This window comes from Aureibacter tunicatorum (assembly GCF_036492635.1).
Taxonomy (GTDB): Bacteria; Bacteroidota; Bacteroidia; order Cytophagales; family Cyclobacteriaceae; genus Aureibacter; species Aureibacter tunicatorum.
Genome location: NZ_AP025305.1, coordinates 2,917,746 through 2,936,563 on the forward strand (window position 1 = coordinate 2,917,746; position 18,818 = coordinate 2,936,563).

The following is an 18,818-nucleotide window of genomic DNA, read 5'->3' on the forward strand; positions in this document are numbered from 1 at the left end:
TTCATGTCGGACTTAAAACAAATTGATATAGTGGAAGCAACAACAGAAACTGAACAAATAAAGGAAACCGCTACCCCTAAGAAAAATGTTAGCGGATCAGAAGCGGTTATTCTTTCCTTGTTAGAGGAGGGAGTTGACACGATCTTTGGATATCCAGGCGGAGCGATTATGCCTATTTATGATGCTCTTTATGATTTCCAAGACAGAATCAACCACATACTTGTAAGACATGAACAAGGCGCAAGTCATGCGGCGGAAGGGTATGCTAGAATCAACAATAAAGTAGGAGTTTGTTGGGCGACATCAGGTCCTGGAGCTACAAATTTAGTAACAGGAATTGCGGATGCAATGATCGACTCTACTCCAATGGTATGCATCACAGGACAAGTAGCAAGTCATTTGCTTGGCACTGACGCATTCCAAGAAACAGACGTAATGGGTATCACAATGCCCATCACAAAATGGAGCTACCAAATTACTTCAGCTGATGAAATTCCTGAAGTAATTGCAAAAGCCTTTTATATCGCCAATTCAGGGAGGCCAGGTCCTGTATTGATTGACATAACAAAAGATGCTCAATTTGCTAAAACGGATTTTGAATATAAAAAATGCACAGGCGTAAGAAGTTATGTAGCTGATGTTACTCCAAAAGAAACCTCTCTTATAGCCGCTGCTGAAATTATAAATAATGCGCATAAACCTATGATTCTTGCAGGCCATGGAATTTTGCTTTCAGGCGCGCAAAAAGAATTCATAGAATTTGTGGAAAAATCAGGAATACCTGTCGCTAGCACATTGCTAGGGTTGTCGGCTTTTCCTGAAGATCATGAATTGTACATGGGAATGCTTGGAATGCATGGAAACTATGCTCCAAATTTATTAACCAATGAAGCTGATGTTATCATCGCTATCGGAATGAGATTTGACGACCGTGTAACAGGAGACTTGTCTACTTACGCGAAACAAGCAACCGTCATTCATATTGAAATAGATCCTGCCGAGATCAATAAAATAGTTAAAGCCGATGTAGCAATTGTTTCTGACGCAAAACTAGCTATTAATAAACTACTTCCATTAACTCAAAAAAGAACTTACCCAGATTGGTATCATAGATTCAATCATTTGAGACAAATGGAATTCGACAAAGTCATTAAAAACGATATTCACCCTAAAAGTGGGGGAATCAAAATGGCTGAGGTTATTAATCAAATCTCTGAAAAAACTAAAGGCGAAGCAATTATTGTAACTGATGTTGGCCAACATCAAATGATTGCAGCAAGATACTATAAGCATACAAAAACCGACAGTTGGGTAAGTTCTGGAGGTTTGGGAACTATGGGCTTCGCATTGCCGGCTGCATTTGGAGCTAAAATGGCTCAACCAACAAGAGAAGTAATCGCTGTCATTGGCGATGGAGGATTTCAAATGACTCTTCAGGAACTTGCAACAATCAAACAAACTGGACTTCCTGTTAAAGTTCTAATTCTTAACAACAGCTTCTTAGGCATGGTAAGGCAATGGCAAGAATTATTTTTTGAGAAGAGATACTCTTCAACAGAAATGGTAAATCCTGACTTTGTCGCTATCTCTAAAGGCTTCGGCATTGACGCCCTACAGGTATCTTCCAGAGAAAATCTCAACGAAGGCATCGACAAAATGCTCAATACCGATGATTCTTTCTTACTGGAAGTTATCGTGGAAAAAGAAGACAATGTTTTCCCAATGGTGCCTACTGGCGCTAGTGTTTCTGATTGTAGACTAGACTAAATAAACTCATGACAAGGCAATATACATTCACAATATTTTCTGAAAACAATCCTGGGTTACTCAACAGAATCACGAGTATCTTCAACAGGAGAAAAATGAATATAGAAAGCATTACCACTGCTAAATCTGAAATTCCTGGCATCAGTCGATACAATATTGTAGTTGAGACAAACCAATTGGAAGCGGACAAGATCAACCTTCAAATTGAAAAACAAATTGAGGTGATTAAATCACTCGTTTCCACTGATACGGAAATTATCCACAGAGAGGTCGCTTTGTATAAGCTTGAAAATACCAAAAGCAATAAAAAAGCTATTGAAACAATTATTTCAAGCGTTCCAACCAGCTTAATCGCTCGTGAGGAAAAAGAATACATAGTAGTACAAAATACCGGTAGAGAAGACGAGAACGAATCCGTACTTGAAAAACTCAGTCCTCTGGGCGTAAGAGAATTTTCTAGATCAGGTAGAATCTGCGTAATGAAAGCCATGGATCATATCAGTGAATATATCCAAGAAATATAATTTTTAAATCCGGCAGTCAATACTGCCGGTACTCTTTTCTCTCTCCTACTTTAACAAAAACACTAAATAATGCCTTCCGATAATATAACTAACACTAATGTCCTTGGTATAGATACTATACAACTAGCCTATCAAAGAATAAAAAATGTAGTAAGCAAAACACCTCTGCAACGTAGTAAAAATCTTTCGGACAAATACAACGCTAATATCTTTCTGAAGCGTGAAGATTTGCAAATCGTAAGATCTTACAAAATAAGAGGCGCTTACAATAAAATCAGTTCTTTGAACAGTGATGAGCAAGCAAAAGGTATCGTTTGCGCAAGCGCAGGGAACCATGCTCAAGGCGTAGCCTATTCATGCTTTGATTTGAAAATCAAAGGCAAGATATTCATGCCTAGCACTACGCCAAAGCAAAAGGTCAACCAAGTTAGAATGTTCGGAAAGGATTATGTGGAGGTAATATTAACCGGGGACACTTTTGACGATGCATACAACAAAGCGCTAGACACTTGTGAAAAAGAAGGCATGACCTTCATTCATCCATTTGATGATGAAAAAGTCATGGCAGGGCAAGGCACAGTAGGTCTTGAAATATTGTTGGATGCGGAAGAACCAATAGATTACATCTTCGTAGCCATTGGCGGTGGCGGTTTAGCTTCTGGGCTAGGAAGTTATATCAAACAAATTAGTCCACACACAAAAATTATCGGGATTGAACCTGAAGGAGCTCCTGCGATGAAAAACTCTCTTCAAGCCGGCAAAGTTGTCAAACTCGATAATATAGAAAAGTTCGTAGATGGGGCGGCAGTGCAACAAGTCGGACTTAACACATTTGAAACTTGCAAAGAGGTTTTGGATGATGTGATTTTAGTTCCAGAAGGCAAAGCCTGCACAACAATACTGAAACTGTATAATGAAGAAGCTATAGTCGTTGAACCTGCAGGGTCATTATCTGTAGCGTCATTGGACTTCTTTCAAGAAGAAATCAAAGGCAAAAATGTTGTCTGCTTGATCAGTGGTGGAAATAATGACATAATGCGTACTGAAGAGATCAAAGAACGTTCGCTATTGTACGAAGGCCTGAAACATTATTTCATTGTTACATTCCCGCAAAGAGCTGGCGCGTTAAGAGAATTTCTAGTGAACGTATTAGGCCCGAATGACGACATAACTCTTTTCGAATACACGAAAAAAAATAGCCGCGAAAATGGCCCAGCACTAGTGGGTATTGAGTCAAAATCAAAAGAAGATTACGATGAACTCATCAAAAGAATGGACAAATTTAAAATCAACTATCGTTTATTGAATGACGAACCAGGTTTATTTCATTACTTGATATGACAAAAAAAAGAGCAGGAGAATTTTTTCCTGCTCTTTTCTATTATAACTTTTCTAAAAGCTCGCTCACACTTAAACGCTTTGTATAATCTTCGTCAAAATATCTATACTCGATATTGCCATTTTGACCAATAACATAAACAGCAGGTATTGGCAAATTCTCTCCATTATCGCCATTGATAGAATTTAAATTAATACCATAGCCCAAGTATTTTTTCTTTATCTTTTCCGGCAGCTTAAAATCCACATCATAAGCTTTCATGATTTCCAAGTCCTTGTCATGAAGAATATTGAAACCTGCATCCAGTTTGCTTTGCACCTTCTTTATTCCTTCTTTTCTTTCAGGAGTAACAGCTATAATTTCCGCTCCTTTCGCTGAAATTAGATTCAAAGAATCTTGTAGATCAGAGAGTTGTTTCTTGCAATATGGACACCAAGACCCTCTGTAAAAAAGAACAACAACTTTCCCATCTTTTAATTTATCTTTCAAGTTTATATTTTCACCGAACTGATTTATTCCCTTTACTTCCGGAGCCTTATCTCCTACTTTCAACCCAACAGGACTGATGTCCTGTGAATTTACGTCTACGAAAGCCATTACTCCCACCAATACAATCAATGTTCTTAAAAAATTTCTTACTCCCATGTTTATCTTTTTTGCTCCTTAGTCGGATATGCTAGATTTTTACTTACAACATCGTAAAAAAAATACAATGAACGTTCTTGAACCTTGAATAATAATTCAATATGCGTGTAACTGTAAAATTTCGTTATCTTTGCAAATCTCGAATCAAGATATCAAACTGTGAGCCTAAGCCAACTAACAATACAAGAAGTCAAAGAGCGAGTAGACATTGAGGACGTAATATCCGACTTTGTCCCATTAAAGCGAAAAGGCAATAACTTATGGGCATGTTGTCCATTTCACGACGAAAAAACACCGTCATTCTCAGTAGCCCCAAACAAAGGCATTTATAAATGCTTCGGATGCGGAGCCTCCGGTGACTCTATCAAATTTGTCATGGATTTGGAAGGGTTGTCATACATTGAATCCATAAAGTATCTAGCAAAAAAATATGGTATTCAAATAACTGAGACCCAAGATACGCCTGAGGAAGTCGAACATCAGCATAAAAGAGATTCTTTGATGATTGTCACAAATTTCGCGAACAAGAGATTTCAAGACAACCTTCGAAATGATCCTTCTTCAAGGGGCATAGGCTATAGTTATCTTCGCGAAAGAGGCTTTTCTCCAGAAACTATCGACAAGTTTGAACTTGGCTACGCCTCATCCAAAGGGGATGATATTTTTGCATTTGGATCCCAAAATGGCCACACGAAAGAACTTTTGGTTGAATCAGGCTTAGTTATTCAAAAAGATGACCGATTTTATGACAGGTTTAGGGGAAGAGTGACTTTTCCTATTCACAATCTTTCTGGGCAACCCATAGCTTTTGGCGCCAGAATATTAACGAATGACAAGAAGCAACCAAAATACCTAAACTCACCTGAAAGCGAGATCTACCATAAGAGCAAAGTTCTTTATGGTATTGCCCAAGCCAAAAACACCATTCGTAAAGAAGACAATTGTTACCTTGTAGAAGGTTATACCGATGTCATCTCCATGCATCAGGCAGGCATTGAAAATGTCGTAGCTTCTTCAGGAACCTCTCTGACAAAAGAACAGATCAAGCTTATCAAGAGATTTTCTCACAATATCACAGTACTTTACGATGGAGATGCCGCGGGAATCAAAGCTTCACTGAGAGGTATTGACCTTATACTTGAGCAAGGACTAAATGTTAAAATTGTCAGATTTCCGGAAGGAGAAGATCCCGATAGTTATGCAAGAAAAAGCGGTGGATTTGGATTTAAAGACTTCTTGACCTCCCAAGCTCAAGATTTTATCAAATTCAAAATATCCCTACTCAACCAAGATGCTGAGAATGATCCTGTCAAAAAAGCTGAAATGATTGGCGATATCGTTCAGACTATTTCTCAGATACCGGACGCTGTAAAAAGAACACTTTATATCAAAGAAGCCAGTACTTTGCTGGAAATTGATGAGAACATTCTCATCAACGAGCAAAACAAGGTCATTCTAAATGAAAAGCATAAAAACCTAAATCGTCAACAAAGGCAAGAAAACGCTGTTTCTTACCAAAATATTGAGCTTCCTCCACTGGAAGGAATCGCGCAACCACAGCAAACTGAAAAATTAGACAAAATTGTCGAGTCTTTAGAAAGAGAAAGCTTGAAATTGTTGATCAATTTTGGATTCAATAAAATTGAAGAGGAATACCATCTCTATAATTATTTGCTTGAGGAACTTACAGAAGTAGAATTCAAAACACCAAAATTCAAACAAATCCTTGAGGTATTTAAAGGGTATTTGGAAAAAGGAATAGTTGCTGATGCCAAATTCATCATAAACAACATTTCTGATGAACTTAAACCTATCATTATAGACATGTTAAGTGAAAAATATGAACTTAGCAATAATTGGTTCGAACGACATCAAATTTATGTTCCCTCCACTGAAGATTCCCTTAGAAGCTCCGTTTATGTTACAATCATGAGATTGAAATTAAGGATGATCAGCAAAATGGTAAAAGACAGTATGGAAGAATTGAAACATATCAAAGAGCCTTCCCAACTTATGGAGCAATTATCTGTTGTCAAAGAACTAAAAGAAGCTGAAAAACACTTTGCCAAAGCATTGGGAATAGTTATAAACAGCTAAAGCTTTTTCATTTAACTTATAACTCTTAATTTTACTTAAAGAATCAAGAAGCAAAGGTGCTTTATAAATATGAAAGAAGATATTAAACTCGACACTATAGAAGAAGCCATAGAGGCGATAAAAAACGGTGAGGTTATCATCGTTGTGGATGATGAAGACAGAGAAAATGAAGGAGATTTCATATGCGCTGCCGAAGCTATCACTCCCGAGATTATCAACTTCATGGCCACTCATGGCAGAGGATTAATTTGCGCCTCTCTTGAGGAAGAAAGATGCGAAGAACTAGGACTTACTCCGATGGTACCTAAAAGCAACGCCACTTACGAAACAGCTTTCACAGTCTCTGTGGATTTGCTTGGACATGGCTGCACTACAGGTATTTCAGCCTCAGACAGAGCCAAGACTATACAAGCATTAGTAAATCCGGACACCAAGCCTGAAGACTTGGGCAGGCCAGGACACATCTTCCCATTAAAAGCTAGGAAAGGCGGTGTCTTAAGAAGAACTGGACATACTGAAGCTACTGTTGACTTTGCAAGATTGGCAGGATTCAAGCCAGCAGGGGTTTTGGTGGAAATTATGAATGAAGACGGCACAATGGCGAGATTGCCAGACCTACGCCTTGTTGCTGACAAATTCAATCTTAAGCTCGTTACAATAAAGGATTTAATTTCATATAGATTAAAGCACGAATCTCTTATCCAAAGAGAAATTTCCATAAAAATGCCAACAGCATATGGAAATTTCGATCTTGTAGCCTATAAGCAAAAAAATTCCGGTGAAGAGCATATGGCTTTGATCAAAGGCGAGTGGACAGAAGATGACCCTGTTTTATTAAGAGTCCACTCTTCTTGTGTCACAGGAGACATATTTGGTTCTTGCAGATGCGATTGCGGAGAACAACTTCATCAAGCACTTAGAATGGTGGAAAAAGAAGGCCGTGGCGTTGTTCTTTACATGAATCAGGAAGGCAGAGGCATTGGCTTGATGAACAAGCTCAAAGCATACAAACTTCAAGAAAACGGTCTTGACACTGTCGAAGCAAACCTTAAGTTAGGCTTCAAAATAGACCAACGAGATTATGGGGTTGGAGCTCAGATTATCAGAGACTTAGGTATCAAAAAAATCAGATTGCTTTCCAATAACCCAAAGAAAAGAGCAGGGCTTATGGGATATGGCTTAGAAATCATTGAAAATGTTCCATTAGAAATTCAAGCGAATGAATTCAATGAAAATTATCTTCAGACCAAAAGAGATAAAATGGATCATGAAATCATGAAGAAAGATAAAGAATAATCTCACTAAGGGGCTAATCAATTAAAAATTATTAAATGTTTTGCCCCTTTTTTACAATCTTAAAAACTTTTTAAAATTCATTCGGTTTTTTCTATTGTTAATATGTATAGCAATATTAAAAATCGGCCATGAGATACATTTACTCATTTCTCGCATTTGTGCTCTTGTTTATTTCCACCCTTGACTTAAGAGCTCAATCCTATCGTATTTCAGGTACGATATATGACCAAGATTTAAATGAGCCAATAATTGGAGCCAACGTAGTCATCAAAGACACTTCAGTTGGCACTATAACTGATCTGGAAGGTAATTTCACCTTTACCACAAATCTGCAAGGAGAACAAACACTTCATATTTCTTATATTGGCTATGAAGAGATTGATCAAAAAATTACAATAAATAAAGATCTCAAATTAGGGAAGATCGTAATGAAACCCACTTCCATTGGATTAAAAGAAGTGGAAATTGTAGCAGACGTAGCTATTGATCGAAAAACCCCTGTCGCTGTCTCTACAATCTCATTAAGAGAATTCGAAGCAAAAATCAGCAATCAAGACCTTCCAGAAATCCTAAAGTCGACTCCATCAGTCTATACTACTCCGGGCAATGGAGGCGGATTCGGAGACACAAGAATAAATGTCAGAGGCTTTGACGATACAAATACTGCTGTGCTTGTAAATGGAGTCCCCGTAAATGATATGGAAAATGGAAATGTCTATTGGTCGAACTGGGCAGGACTAGGTGACGTAACTAGATCAATGCAAGTGCAACGTGGTCTTAGCGCTTCAAAACTTGCGCTAAACTCCGTAGGTGGCACGATCAATATCATTACCAAAACGACGGATATCAAGAAAGGTGGAAATGCCTTTATGACTGTGGGAAATGACGGTTATTTAAAATTTGGTTCCACTTTGTCCACAGGCAAACTTCCCGGTGATTGGGCCATCACCGCATCCGCAACAAGAACAACAGGTAGCGGATATGTCAGCAAAACATTTATCGATGCGTATTCCTATTATTTCTCCGTTTCCAAAACATTTTCTCCAACGCAATCGCTAACTTTTCTAGTAATTGATGGGCCTCAAGTCCATGGCAGAAGGTTTTTCAATCTAGGATATGATATAACCCCAAACTCGCCATACCCTAAAAGAGCAAATTATGAATGGGGATATTATGACGGAAATGTCATCAATACCTCAGGTAATCAATATAGAAAACCACTGTTCATGCTGAATCATTATTGGACAATGAGTGACAAGACTGAACTATCCACTTCTTTATATTCTTCCATAGGATTTGGTGGAGGTTGGAGAACAAGGGCTGCTTCAGGGTTCAATTGGGACAACACCAAAGTCGACGGACCACAATCACCATATGATTTCAACGAGATTTACGCATTAAATAGGCAAAGAGCTATGGAAGGCAAAGGCGCTGCTTATTACCTTTCCATATCCAACAATAACCATAGGTGGTACGGACTTTTAAGCACATTAAACCATTCGATTAATGAAAAACTTAACTTTGTAGGTGGACTAGACCTAAGAACATATAAAGGAATTCATGACACAAGAGTTTACGACCTGCTCGGCGCTGACTATGTAGATGCTAGTAAAACTTGGGATGTTAATAGACCCGATGGATACAAAGCATATTATAACGACCAAATCATCTATTACAACTTTGGATTTGTTAATTGGGTTGGCCTCTTTTCTCAACTTGAATACAGCACTGACAAGCTAACCATCTTTGGATCGCTTGCTCTAAATAATACATGGTATAAAAGAGAGGATTTCTTTAGATACAAGCCTGGAAATCAGAAATCAGAGACCAAATCCATACAAGGGATCAGCGGAAAAGCCGGGGCTAATTATAATATAACAGATCATCATAATGTATTCATCAATGGTGGATATTTCTCCAGAGCACCTTTTTTCAATGCAGTATACTTAAACAACACCAATGAAATTAATTCTACGCTAAACAACGAAAAAGTATACAGTATTGAAGTCGGATACGGTTATCGTTCAGAGATTTTCTCAGCAAATGGTAACTTATACTACACCAATTGGAATGATCGCTTTTTGAGAAGAACCATTAATCTGGACACAATAGCCAACCTAACCGGGATTAAGGCCAGGCACATGGGGATCGAAATAGATTTTACATTCAAGCCAATAGACAAACTCAAGATCACTGGTGTAGCATCTATTGGCGATTGGATATATGAAAATGATGTTGATGCCGTACTAATTGATGAAGACAATAACGAAATTGTCGATTCCACTGGTATGAAACTAGAAGCAAGGTTGGCGATTAAAGGTCTAAAAATACCTAATTCGGCTCAATCTTCACTAGCACTTGGATTCAATTATGAACTAGTAAAAGGGTTAAATATCTATGGCGACTGGAATTACTACGCAAGACTATATGCCGACTTTGATATTGAAGACCGAATTTACAAACAAGATGTTGAACAAATTATAGATCGAAGCCAGTCATGGATATTACCAAAATACAGTTTGTTCAGCGGAGGAGTTTCATATTCATTCAACATTAACTGGGTCAGATTCACTGCAAGAGTAACTTCGAATAATTTATTAAATAGCAAATATGTAGTTCAAGCCACTGATAATGCTAAAAACCCTGAAGCTCAAACCAATCCACACACCAGAGAAGCGGCACTAGGCTACTGGGGCTTTGGTAGGACTTGGACAGCAGGGTTAAAGATAAATTTCTAACAAAAATACAATTATTTATAGAAATGATATGTATTATACTAAATTAGCTTTGGCTTTGAGTTTAGATATCTTATCTTTACGATATCGCTCAAAATCAAAGCTAATATGAATTATAACTATACATTTATAATTGCTATTGTCTGTCTATTTTTTTATTCTGAAGCCTCATTCAGTCAAAGCAATATCAATATTCTCAATACTCCAGCAAACGAGCATACAATTATAATCTCTCCAAAAGGAGACTATGCATATTTTGTCAGAGAAAACTCTAATGAAAATATTGGTGGAGCGATTGATAAAGGCGACATATGGAAAAGTAAAATTCTGTCAAATGGAATGTTTGGCCCTGCAGCAAACGCAGGCTCATTAGTCAATAATGAGAATGAAACGAAGTTGATTGGTTTCGACCCCACTGGAGATATCATGTATTTGATTTTTAAACCAAAGCTACAGTCCAACCCTACGCTTGGGTTTTCAAGACTTCAAAACGGGAGGTGGTCTCAACCTAAAATTATAAACATCAAATTCCTGAGCAATACAGCAAAAATCAATAGCGGATGCATTAGTTCAAATGGCAACAAAATAGTTCTTTCAATTAGAAATCAAGGCTACGAAGATCTTTATCTTATATCAAAAATTTCTCAAACCGAATGGTCTTATCCAATGCACTTGGGTGAGACAATAAACACTTCTTCTCAAGAAATTTCTCCTTTTTTAGCTGAAAATGACACTAAACTATTCTTTATTTCAAATGGACTGAAAGGAGAAGGCAGCAAAGACGTATTTTACTCAAAAAGACTAAATGACAATTGGAAAGAATGGTCTAAGCCAAAAAATGCCGGCACTCAAATCAACAGCCCTGGAATGGAAATCAGCTATTCACAAAATCTAGCGAATGACATCGCTTATACATCAACAATAATGAATAGTAAAACCTATGGAGAATTCAAGGCAACTAGCATCACTCCTCCTGTCCTTGCTAAAAAAGAACCCGTAAAAGAAGAAAGTAATCAAATTTTGGCCTCATTAGAAGAAAGCCCTACCAAAGAACCCGCTCCAAAAAAATTAAATACCGAGAAGTTCACCGTAGAAATCGTAGATGAACAAACTCAAAAAAAGGTCAAGCCCAAATTTGAAATTATTGATAAAGATGGAAATGTACATTCTTTTGTGATGGATCCTGACAAAGATTTCGTCGAAATCGAAAGAGATTTAGACATATCAAAAATTCTAGTCAAAGGAGATGGTTACAAAGCTAAAGAAATCAGCTATGACGATCTTAGAAAGGGTTTGAAATTAACTTTAGAGCCTTTCAAAGTCGGCGAAACTTTCACCCTAACAAATGTATTTTTCCAGCAAGGCACAGCCAGTTTTCTAGGCAATTCCAGTACCGTTGAACTTGACAAGCTTGTCAATATCCTTAATGATAATGATGATATGGTGATAGAAATTTCAGGGCATACTGACAATAGAGGCTCTCTTAAAGCAAAAATGAGACTTTCACAGGAAAGAGCTGATAAAGTAAAAGAATATTTGCTTAGCAATGGTATCGACAAAGACAGAGTTACTGCTAAAGGCTACGGCAGCATGAAACCTGTAACAGGAAATGGCACTGAAGAACAAAGAAAACAAAATAGACGCGTAGAATTCAAAATTCTAAAGCATTAAATAGATTTATTAGACAACAATTTATGTGCTATTTTATTATATCTATATTATCTAACACTATGATATATGAAAATAAAAATAGCACTTTTTATACTTTTATTAATTGTTTCTTATTCGAAATCTTATTCGCAAATCAGCAGAACTCCTTATAAAGGCACTAATATCATTCTCATCCAGACGGATGAATCAATAGAGAAATCTTATGAAAATTTCTTGCAAGTGCTAGCCGATTGCAATTTCAAGATCAAATCAATTAATAAAGACGATTGGAGCATTGAAACGGAGAAAAAATGGATCAGTGGAGCTAATTCAAGCTTAGCTATACTAGCAAAAGTTTATCCTGATGAGGGAAAAGATGGAGCTTTAATAGAGATTACGGGGATTGTAACTTCAAGCATGGGCATGTCATATTTTGAAACTAAAGTTACATTCAATCCAAATATGGATGATAGTATCACTGAGGCATTTCAAACGATGCAAAGCATAGCTGTCAAATACCCTAAAGGAAAGATATTCTATACTGAAGAGTAAAAGCAAGAAGGGCTGTCCCTCTTATGAAGAACAGCCCTTTTATCAAAATATTGCAGAAATTATTTTCTATCTCCAAACAATCTCAACAACATTAAAAACAGGTTGATGAAATCTAAATACAATGACAAAGCACCAATGATCGACCCTTTTGTAGCAAGTTCTCCAGTTATTCCTGAATCATTGATACGTTTGATTTTTTGAGCATCGTAAGCTGTCAGACCAACAAATACTATCACACCTATAAAGGAAATAATATAATCCATTGTAGAGCTTCCCAAAAATATATTAACCACGGAAGCGATAATAATCCCCAACAAAGCCATCATTGCCAAGTTTCCTACGGACGTCAAATCTCTTTTTGTCGTCATGCCATAAACACTCATTATCCCAAATGTTCCTGCAGTAATAAAAAACACCTGAGCTATCGATGTTGCTGTAAAAGCAAAAAAGATATATGAAATGGTTACGCCGTTCAATGCAGCATATATGAAAAACATCACCTTAGCTGTTAATGAACTCATTTTATGTATTGATGAGCTTAAGTACATAACCAACCCCAACTCACCGAATATCAAAACATAAAAAACTATCTGATTGCCATACACTAACTGAAGCAATGCTTCACTAGAAATTGTAACCATAGACATAACAGCAGTAACAACTAATGCCAAAGCCATCCACCCATAAACTTTAGAAATAAAGGACGTTTCTGAAGTTGTACTCGCATAATTTCGCGAAAACACTTGATCTCTCATATTTTAAACAGTTATTTGCTCAAATTTCGAAAAACAATAATCAGAAACAACGATTTTCGCTAAACTTTTGTTCTAATCTACATCTATTTTCTTTTTTCCCTCCAAAAAATCCTTGTACCAGTACCCTGAACCTTTAACAATACGCTTCTGTGTCTTATAATCTGTATAAACCAAGCCAAACCTCGGAAAGTAGCCTTCATTCCACTCAAAATTATCAGTAAATGTCCAAACAAAATACCCTCGACAATCCACTCCTTCAGCCATTGCTTTACTCATTCCCTTAATCGCATTCTTCAAATAATAAATTCGTTTTGGATCATTCACTTTACCGCCAATTACAAAATCTTTCATTGCAGCACCATTTTCAGTCACTATAATTGGAGGGAGATTTTTATACTTGTTAAACCTTTTTAGCATACGATACACTGCCTTGGGATAAACCTCCCACCCCATCTCGGTTGTAGGAACATTTCTTTTTTCGGGACTCACCAATTGGGCTTTCACATATGGCATCCACATACTGAATCTTACTTTTTCCCTTGTATATGTTTGCAAACCGACAAAATCTAAATCAGCTTTTAACTTAACATCGTCTCCGGATTCATAATATTTATAAATTTTCTTCATTACCGGCAGCGTATCTACTGGATAGCCTAATCCTAAAATTGGCTCGATAAAAATTCGATTGAAAATAGCGTCGCCTTTCTTTGCAGCATCCTGATCATCAGATTTTTCTTTTCTATATGGTTGAATATAGGAACATGAGAAAGTACTGCCAATATAACCATCACTAACTTCAGACTTCAATATTCTATATCCTTCGGCTTGAGCCAAAGCTGCATGATGAATCGCTGGAATAAAATTACTGAATCCTCTTAATCCAGGAGCATGCATACCTAGATAATGTCCCAAACCAGTAAACACCATTGGCTCATTCAATACCATCCAGTTTTTCACCGTTTTCCCAAATTCCCTACCGCATATGCTCGTATATTCTTCGAAGTATTTCAACACATCCCTATTGGTCCAACCTCCTTTATCTTGAATCCATTGTGGCAAGTCCCAATGATAGACTGTCAGCCAAGGTGTAATTCCATTTTCCAAGCACTTATCGATGACTCTGCGATAATAGTCCAGTCCTTTGGTATTGATCTTATTGCCCCCTTCTTTAATAATTCTAGACCAAGACAACGAAAGCCTAAAATTTGGTATAGACAATGACTGCATTAAATCCAAATCATCTCCATACCTATGATAAAAATCACATGCTTGTTTAGCGTTATCCCCATTTTTTATTTTCCCAAACCCTTCTGTGAACGTATCCCAAATTGATAGACTCTTCCCACCATCTTTATATGCTCCCTCTGTTTGAAAAGCTGCGGAAGAGACACCCCAATAGAAATTAGGGTCGAAATCATTAATATGCATGATGATTAACTATTTTTTATCATTAGAATTAAATCTGACCTGTACTAGCTTTGCCAATAAGGTTTCTCAAAGGTATACTTTTTAAAAGCTGGTATGTTATTGATTCTTTATGATAAAATTAAATATGAAAATCAAGCTTATTCTTTAATCCCTTTTTCAATCGCGATTCTCTTTTTGATATTGCTAAGCTCATTGCTATACTTAATCACAAGCTTTTTATGTCTATTCCTAAAAGCATGCAATACTAGGTCCGCTTCTGATTGTCTTCTTAGCTTCACCAAATTTTGCTCAAGCTCATTTTTTCTCTTAATCAATTCATTTAAAGTATTTCTCATCTTCTAACTTTTATAAGACAACCATGTTATAAATCATAACTACGTAGATTTACAACATTTATAATGAAATATATTTTATTACACTTGGCATTGAGCTTCATATTCATTACCAATGCATCGGCAAGCGACTCGTTGAAAACAGCAAATACGAATCCTCCCCAAAAGCATTCCTTTCTGAAAGTAAGCTTTCAACATGCAAATGTACTCAAAGGCAACGATTTTGTCGAAGGCATTAATAAAGATATGAAAAGAATCGAACATGCTTTCACATATGAGGCGCAATGGGGATATCAGTCAACGGGCACTAAGCACTGGCAACAACTTCTAAATTACCCATTCTACGGTTTTGGCTTTTGGGGAGCTCACTTTCCAACAACTGAAATAGGCAATCCATTTGGCGTTTATGGTTTCTTCGGAGGATTTGTTAAAAGGTGGAACAGGTTCAATATCGCTTATGAAGTTAAGTCGGGAATAGCTTATTACGGGAACCCCTACGATCCAGACACAAATCCATACAATATCGCTATCGGAGGGTATATAAACTACTTCATGGGAGTAGAACTCAACTTCAATTATATGTTAGCCGAACATTGGGACATACTTCTTGGCCTTAGCGCAAGCCACGATTCTAATGGCATGGTGACTGTTCCTGATTTTGGAATCAACCTATTCGGACCCAAAATTGGAGCAAGGTACAGGTTTTACAGAAGAGAATATCAATGTGATAAGCTTCCTGACCCACCGCTTGAAAAAGATATTTCGATGTATGTTACTTTCAACGCAGGAACGAAACAATACGACGACAGTCCAAAAGTTTATAGAGACAAAGCAAACTATTTTATTGGAAGTTTATCCGTAGCGGCTCACAAACGACTTACGTATATTTCATCTGTAGGTGGAGGTTTTGACTTTACTTATGATAATTCCCTAAGAGGAAACTACAAACAATCAGTAGGAACATACAATATACCTGAGCAAGATAAATACTCTGTCGCCTTTTTCGTATCGTACAAGGCCTCAATTTCAAGATTCAATCTAATACCACAAATAGGTGGATACATCATTAGAAAATCTATTCCTGATGAGCAAGATCCTATTTTTTTTCAACGAGTTTGTCTACAATATGAAATCACTGATCACATATTTGTAAGTGTGGGCTTAAGAGCGTATGATTTCTCTGTAGCCGATTTTATTGAATGGGGATTTGGATATCAATTTAGTTTAACCAAACAAAAATAAACTTTAACTGTAGATTCTTTATTAATCAAGATCTTTTATTTAACCAAATTCTTATGAAAAGCTACGACACGCTTAGTGAAGCAATCAACGATATGACATCAAGAGGCTATGAGCATGATTTTCAAATCGAGAATGATTATATCAAATCAAGCAAGGGTATAAAACTAGGTCCTAAAGAATTTGAAATAATCGAAATTCACAGATTCGAAGGCATGAGCAGTACGGATGACAATGAAATACTTTTTGTCATAGAAAGCAATGATGGTACAAAAGGCTATATAATTGATGCTTACGGAGTCTATGGAGACAATATTTCGCCAGAACTTCTTACTAAATTCAAAGAAAAATACTAAGTCAAAATTCCATTTCATCAAAATTAAACAATTAAAACTCATTTAAGATAAAATAATACGCATTTAACTACTTTTTATTCAGTAAATTGTAATAAAAAATAGTTTTATGCGATTTAATATACTACTAACACTATTTCTATCAATATTCTTTCTTGCTTCATGCGATCAAATAGACAGTATTTTCAATGGAGAAGATGATGACGACGCTTCAAATAAGCTCGAAATTCAAAATGTTTCGTTCAAATTAGCTCCAATTACAGATGAAACTGTATCCATTGAGGCTTTTGAAAGAAACTCGCAATCCTATGTGTTTCTTATAGACAATGGATCCGATACTATTGCAACAGACTCTATTACTGTTGTGGGAAAATTCAAATTCGACATTTCCTCGACAGACTCACTTAGCTTTCCTTGCGAGCAAATGATCATTTCATTCCAGAAAAAAGAAAGCGTTGACTTGCTTGAAATGAATGAAGATATGATTTATTCTTACACGGATTTGGAAATCGCACAAAAGAGTCTTTTTGAAAGCTATGATGACATTACCATTCAATACAATCATTGTGAGTTATTCTCAAGGTTTTCAACACATGATGACGCTTCTGCATTCCAATTGACAAACATTGAATATTCTCCTAATGAACTTGGAGAAATTAGCTTAAAATTAGAAGGGTACTTCGAAGGAATTTCTAGAACTCATGGAGATGCATCAAGTCCTGCTGGAGAACCATTATTCCACATCAGAGAAGGATATATGAATATTGAGCTAAAAGAATTGTAAGCTTAGCAATAAGAAATTTAAATAACAAAAGGCCTTCATGAACTTGAAGGCCTTTTGTATTACATTTGAATCGAAATATTACTTTAATTAATATTTCTCAATTATATCCGATAACATCATCGCATGCTCCTTGGAGTGAGTAGGGAAATTCGCTATTCTAATTTGCTTTCCTTTTTGTTGTCCATACCCACTGCCTACCACTAATTTTCGTTTTTTCAATTCATCAGATAAGTCGCCAAACACAACTTCATCAATTATATCAGTAACTATAACGGTATCAGACCTTAATTTCTCAGAACGCACTGACAATTCAAGGCACTTGCTCGCCTTGATCGCATTTGATATAATAATATTTTTATACTTTGTTTCATTGCTTATCAAGTCAAGACTCTTTTCATTCATATCTTGAGCTATTCTACCCAACAAATAAATTCCAAGCATATTAGGAGTCTCTGGCGTTTGATAATTTTCAGCTTGTTTTTCCATGCTAGACAACGAGTGGTAAGCGCTAACATGCGTTCCAGTCAATTCAATTTCCTTTCCTCTAGCTAAGCATTTCTCATTAACAATCCATACTCCCAAGCCTGAAGGCAATCCAAAGCACTTTTGAACTGAAAAATATATTGAATCGACAATATTATAGTCCAAGTCTATCACTGGAGCTGCTGAAACAACATCAACCATCAATAACGAATCAGCATATTTATTCTTCATTGCGTAAACAGATTCCATATCCGCTTTTACTCCTGTGCTCGTCTCGTTATAAACTACATTTATAACCTCTGGCTCAAATTCAACATTCGCGCTATCCAAATTTGGGAAAGCACCCCATTCAGATTCAATCATCTGAGCATTCTTCACCCCTGACTTTAATGCTGCATCATATGACTTTTTCGAAAAAGCTCCATTTACAATATGCAATGATGAATCTTTGATTAAATTTTGTGCAGTACGCTCCCACACTTCTGTAGCAGAACTCAGAAAAAAGATTTTAAATCCCTCGGGAAGACTCAACAAGTTCTTAAGCTGTTCGCTTGTATGCTTATAAATTTCCTGAAATTCATTAGATCGATGCGAAATACTGGCTATTTTCATTGCCAAAGCATTTTTTATATGATGATCTACAGTGAAATAAAGCTCTGAAGGGCCGGGAGTGAAGAAAATATCGTGTCTTCTCATACTTTGGTAGCAATAAATAGTGTAAAATAATAAAATAGAAGAGGTTGCCTCCTCCAAGGCAACCTCCAAAAACTAAAAACCACTAAACTAAAACTACATGAAACATTATACTTATGTATAAGAACAAGTTTGTAGTTAATACA

Annotated in this window: 16 protein-coding genes; 11 read left to right on the plus strand and 5 right to left on the minus strand. The window is 36.6% G+C overall.

The genetic code is table 11. The annotated features are described in order from the left end of the window. Positions 1 to 3: 3 nt before the first annotated feature. From ilvB to ilvA, 3 genes are all read left to right on the plus strand, one after another. Positions 4 to 1,767 carry a biosynthetic-type acetolactate synthase large subunit gene (gene ilvB / locus AABK36_RS12420; RefSeq protein ID WP_309938620.1) on the plus strand — a complete coding sequence of 588 codons (1,764 nt, stop codon included), beginning with the start codon at positions 4 to 6 and terminating at the stop codon, positions 1,765 to 1,767. Between the two features lie 8 nt (positions 1,768 to 1,775). After that, positions 1,776 to 2,291, plus strand: coding sequence for an acetolactate synthase small subunit (gene ilvN, locus AABK36_RS12425; RefSeq protein ID WP_309938618.1), 516 nt, complete (start codon positions 1,776 to 1,778; stop codon positions 2,289 to 2,291). 69 nt (positions 2,292 to 2,360) lie between these two features. Beyond that, positions 2,361 to 3,632 (plus strand): threonine ammonia-lyase IlvA, encoded by a 1,272-nt coding sequence (ilvA, locus tag AABK36_RS12430; RefSeq protein ID WP_309938617.1) that lies wholly within the window; start codon positions 2,361 to 2,363, stop codon positions 3,630 to 3,632. Between the two features lie 40 nt (positions 3,633 to 3,672). On the opposite strand, the gene AABK36_RS12435 is transcribed toward ilvA, so the two are convergent. Beyond that, complete coding sequence (locus tag AABK36_RS12435; RefSeq protein ID WP_309938616.1) at positions 3,673 to 4,275, minus strand: peroxiredoxin-like family protein; 603 nt, start codon at positions 4,273 to 4,275, stop codon at positions 3,673 to 3,675. A 159-nt stretch (positions 4,276 to 4,434) separates the two neighbouring features. Between AABK36_RS12435 and dnaG the strand changes: the two genes are divergently transcribed. From dnaG to AABK36_RS12460, 5 genes are all read left to right on the plus strand, one after another. After that, positions 4,435 to 6,372: a DNA primase gene (gene dnaG, locus AABK36_RS12440; RefSeq protein ID WP_309938614.1), complete on the plus strand. Its 1,938-nt coding sequence runs from the start codon at positions 4,435 to 4,437 to the stop codon at positions 6,370 to 6,372. Between the two features lie 69 nt (positions 6,373 to 6,441). Then, complete coding sequence (locus AABK36_RS12445; RefSeq protein WP_309938613.1) at positions 6,442 to 7,668, plus strand: bifunctional 3,4-dihydroxy-2-butanone-4-phosphate synthase/GTP cyclohydrolase II; 1,227 nt, start codon at positions 6,442 to 6,444, stop codon at positions 7,666 to 7,668. Positions 7,669 to 7,796: 128 nt separating this feature from the next. Continuing rightward, positions 7,797 to 10,406: a TonB-dependent receptor gene (locus tag AABK36_RS12450; protein WP_309938612.1), complete on the plus strand. Its 2,610-nt coding sequence runs from the start codon at positions 7,797 to 7,799 to the stop codon at positions 10,404 to 10,406. A 105-nt stretch (positions 10,407 to 10,511) separates the two neighbouring features. Continuing rightward, a complete protein-coding gene (locus AABK36_RS12455) occupies positions 10,512 to 12,074 on the plus strand; it encodes an OmpA family protein (protein WP_309938611.1) in 1,563 nt (520 codons plus the stop codon). A gap of 66 nt (positions 12,075 to 12,140) precedes the next feature. Next, positions 12,141 to 12,605: a hypothetical protein gene (locus tag AABK36_RS12460; RefSeq protein WP_309938610.1), complete on the plus strand. Its 465-nt coding sequence runs from the start codon at positions 12,141 to 12,143 to the stop codon at positions 12,603 to 12,605. Positions 12,606 to 12,664: 59 nt separating this feature from the next. Here AABK36_RS12460 and AABK36_RS12465 read toward each other — a convergent pair whose 3' ends face one another. The 3 genes from AABK36_RS12465 to AABK36_RS12475 form a co-directional block, all read right to left on the minus strand. After that, entirely contained in the window at positions 12,665 to 13,360 is a 696-nt protein-coding gene (locus AABK36_RS12465; RefSeq protein WP_309938608.1) for a Bax inhibitor-1/YccA family protein, read from the minus strand. 72 nt (positions 13,361 to 13,432) lie between these two features. Continuing rightward, positions 13,433 to 14,788, minus strand: a complete 1,356-nt coding sequence (locus tag AABK36_RS12470) for a GH1 family beta-glucosidase (protein WP_309938606.1) — start codon at positions 14,786 to 14,788, stop codon at positions 13,433 to 13,435. Positions 14,789 to 14,925: 137 nt separating this feature from the next. Then, positions 14,926 to 15,123 carry a hypothetical protein gene (locus tag AABK36_RS12475; RefSeq protein ID WP_309938605.1) on the minus strand — a complete coding sequence of 66 codons (198 nt, stop codon included), beginning with the start codon at positions 15,121 to 15,123 and terminating at the stop codon, positions 14,926 to 14,928. A gap of 63 nt (positions 15,124 to 15,186) precedes the next feature. Between AABK36_RS12475 and AABK36_RS12480 the strand changes: the two genes are divergently transcribed. The 3 genes from AABK36_RS12480 (at position 15,187) to AABK36_RS12490 (ending at position 17,496) form a co-directional block, all read left to right on the plus strand. Continuing rightward, the gene (locus AABK36_RS12480; protein ID WP_309938604.1) at positions 15,187 to 16,362 is read left to right on the plus strand and encodes a hypothetical protein; all 1,176 of its coding nucleotides are present in this window, start codon (positions 15,187 to 15,189) and stop codon (positions 16,360 to 16,362) included. A 53-nt stretch (positions 16,363 to 16,415) separates the two neighbouring features. Beyond that, positions 16,416 to 16,715, plus strand: a complete 300-nt coding sequence (locus AABK36_RS12485; protein WP_309938603.1) for a phosphoribosylpyrophosphate synthetase — start codon at positions 16,416 to 16,418, stop codon at positions 16,713 to 16,715. A 106-nt stretch (positions 16,716 to 16,821) separates the two neighbouring features. Beyond that, positions 16,822 to 17,496 carry a hypothetical protein gene (locus AABK36_RS12490; protein WP_309938602.1) on the plus strand — a complete coding sequence of 225 codons (675 nt, stop codon included), beginning with the start codon at positions 16,822 to 16,824 and terminating at the stop codon, positions 17,494 to 17,496. 87 nt (positions 17,497 to 17,583) lie between these two features. Here the strand turns inward: AABK36_RS12490 and AABK36_RS12495 are convergent, their stop codons facing one another. Further along, complete coding sequence (locus AABK36_RS12495; protein ID WP_309938601.1) at positions 17,584 to 18,675, minus strand: aminotransferase class V-fold PLP-dependent enzyme; 1,092 nt, start codon at positions 18,673 to 18,675, stop codon at positions 17,584 to 17,586. Positions 18,676 to 18,818 lie beyond the last annotated feature (143 nt).

Excerpts from the sequence above, each read along its gene's own strand:
- AABK36_RS12470 (WP_309938606.1), bottom strand. The coding sequence starts at position 14,788 with ATGCATATTAATGATTTCGACCCTAATTTCTATTGGGGTGTCTCTTCC.
- AABK36_RS12460 (WP_309938610.1), top strand. The coding sequence starts at position 12,141 with ATGAAAATAAAAATAGCACTTTTTATACTTTTATTAATTGTTTCTTAT.
- ilvN (WP_309938618.1), top strand. The coding sequence starts at position 1,776 with ATGACAAGGCAATATACATTCACAATATTTTCTGAAAACAATCCTGGG.
- AABK36_RS12450 (WP_309938612.1), top strand. The coding sequence starts at position 7,797 with ATGAGATACATTTACTCATTTCTCGCATTTGTGCTCTTGTTTATTTCC.
- AABK36_RS12495 (WP_309938601.1), bottom strand. The coding sequence starts at position 18,675 with ATGAGAAGACACGATATTTTCTTCACTCCCGGCCCTTCAGAGCTTTAT.
- AABK36_RS12475 (WP_309938605.1), bottom strand. The coding sequence starts at position 15,123 with ATGAGAAATACTTTAAATGAATTGATTAAGAGAAAAAATGAGCTTGAG.
- AABK36_RS12455 (WP_309938611.1), top strand. The coding sequence starts at position 10,512 with ATGAATTATAACTATACATTTATAATTGCTATTGTCTGTCTATTTTTT.
- ilvB (WP_309938620.1), top strand. The coding sequence starts at position 4 with ATGTCGGACTTAAAACAAATTGATATAGTGGAAGCAACAACAGAAACT.
- AABK36_RS12445 (WP_309938613.1), top strand. The coding sequence starts at position 6,442 with ATGAAAGAAGATATTAAACTCGACACTATAGAAGAAGCCATAGAGGCG.
- AABK36_RS12465 (WP_309938608.1), bottom strand. The coding sequence starts at position 13,360 with ATGAGAGATCAAGTGTTTTCGCGAAATTATGCGAGTACAACTTCAGAA.
- ilvA (WP_309938617.1), top strand. The coding sequence starts at position 2,361 with ATGCCTTCCGATAATATAACTAACACTAATGTCCTTGGTATAGATACT.
- AABK36_RS12435 (WP_309938616.1), bottom strand. The coding sequence starts at position 4,275 with ATGGGAGTAAGAAATTTTTTAAGAACATTGATTGTATTGGTGGGAGTA.
- AABK36_RS12480 (WP_309938604.1), top strand. The coding sequence starts at position 15,187 with ATGAAATATATTTTATTACACTTGGCATTGAGCTTCATATTCATTACC.
- AABK36_RS12485 (WP_309938603.1), top strand. The coding sequence starts at position 16,416 with ATGAAAAGCTACGACACGCTTAGTGAAGCAATCAACGATATGACATCA.
- AABK36_RS12490 (WP_309938602.1), top strand. The coding sequence starts at position 16,822 with ATGCGATTTAATATACTACTAACACTATTTCTATCAATATTCTTTCTT.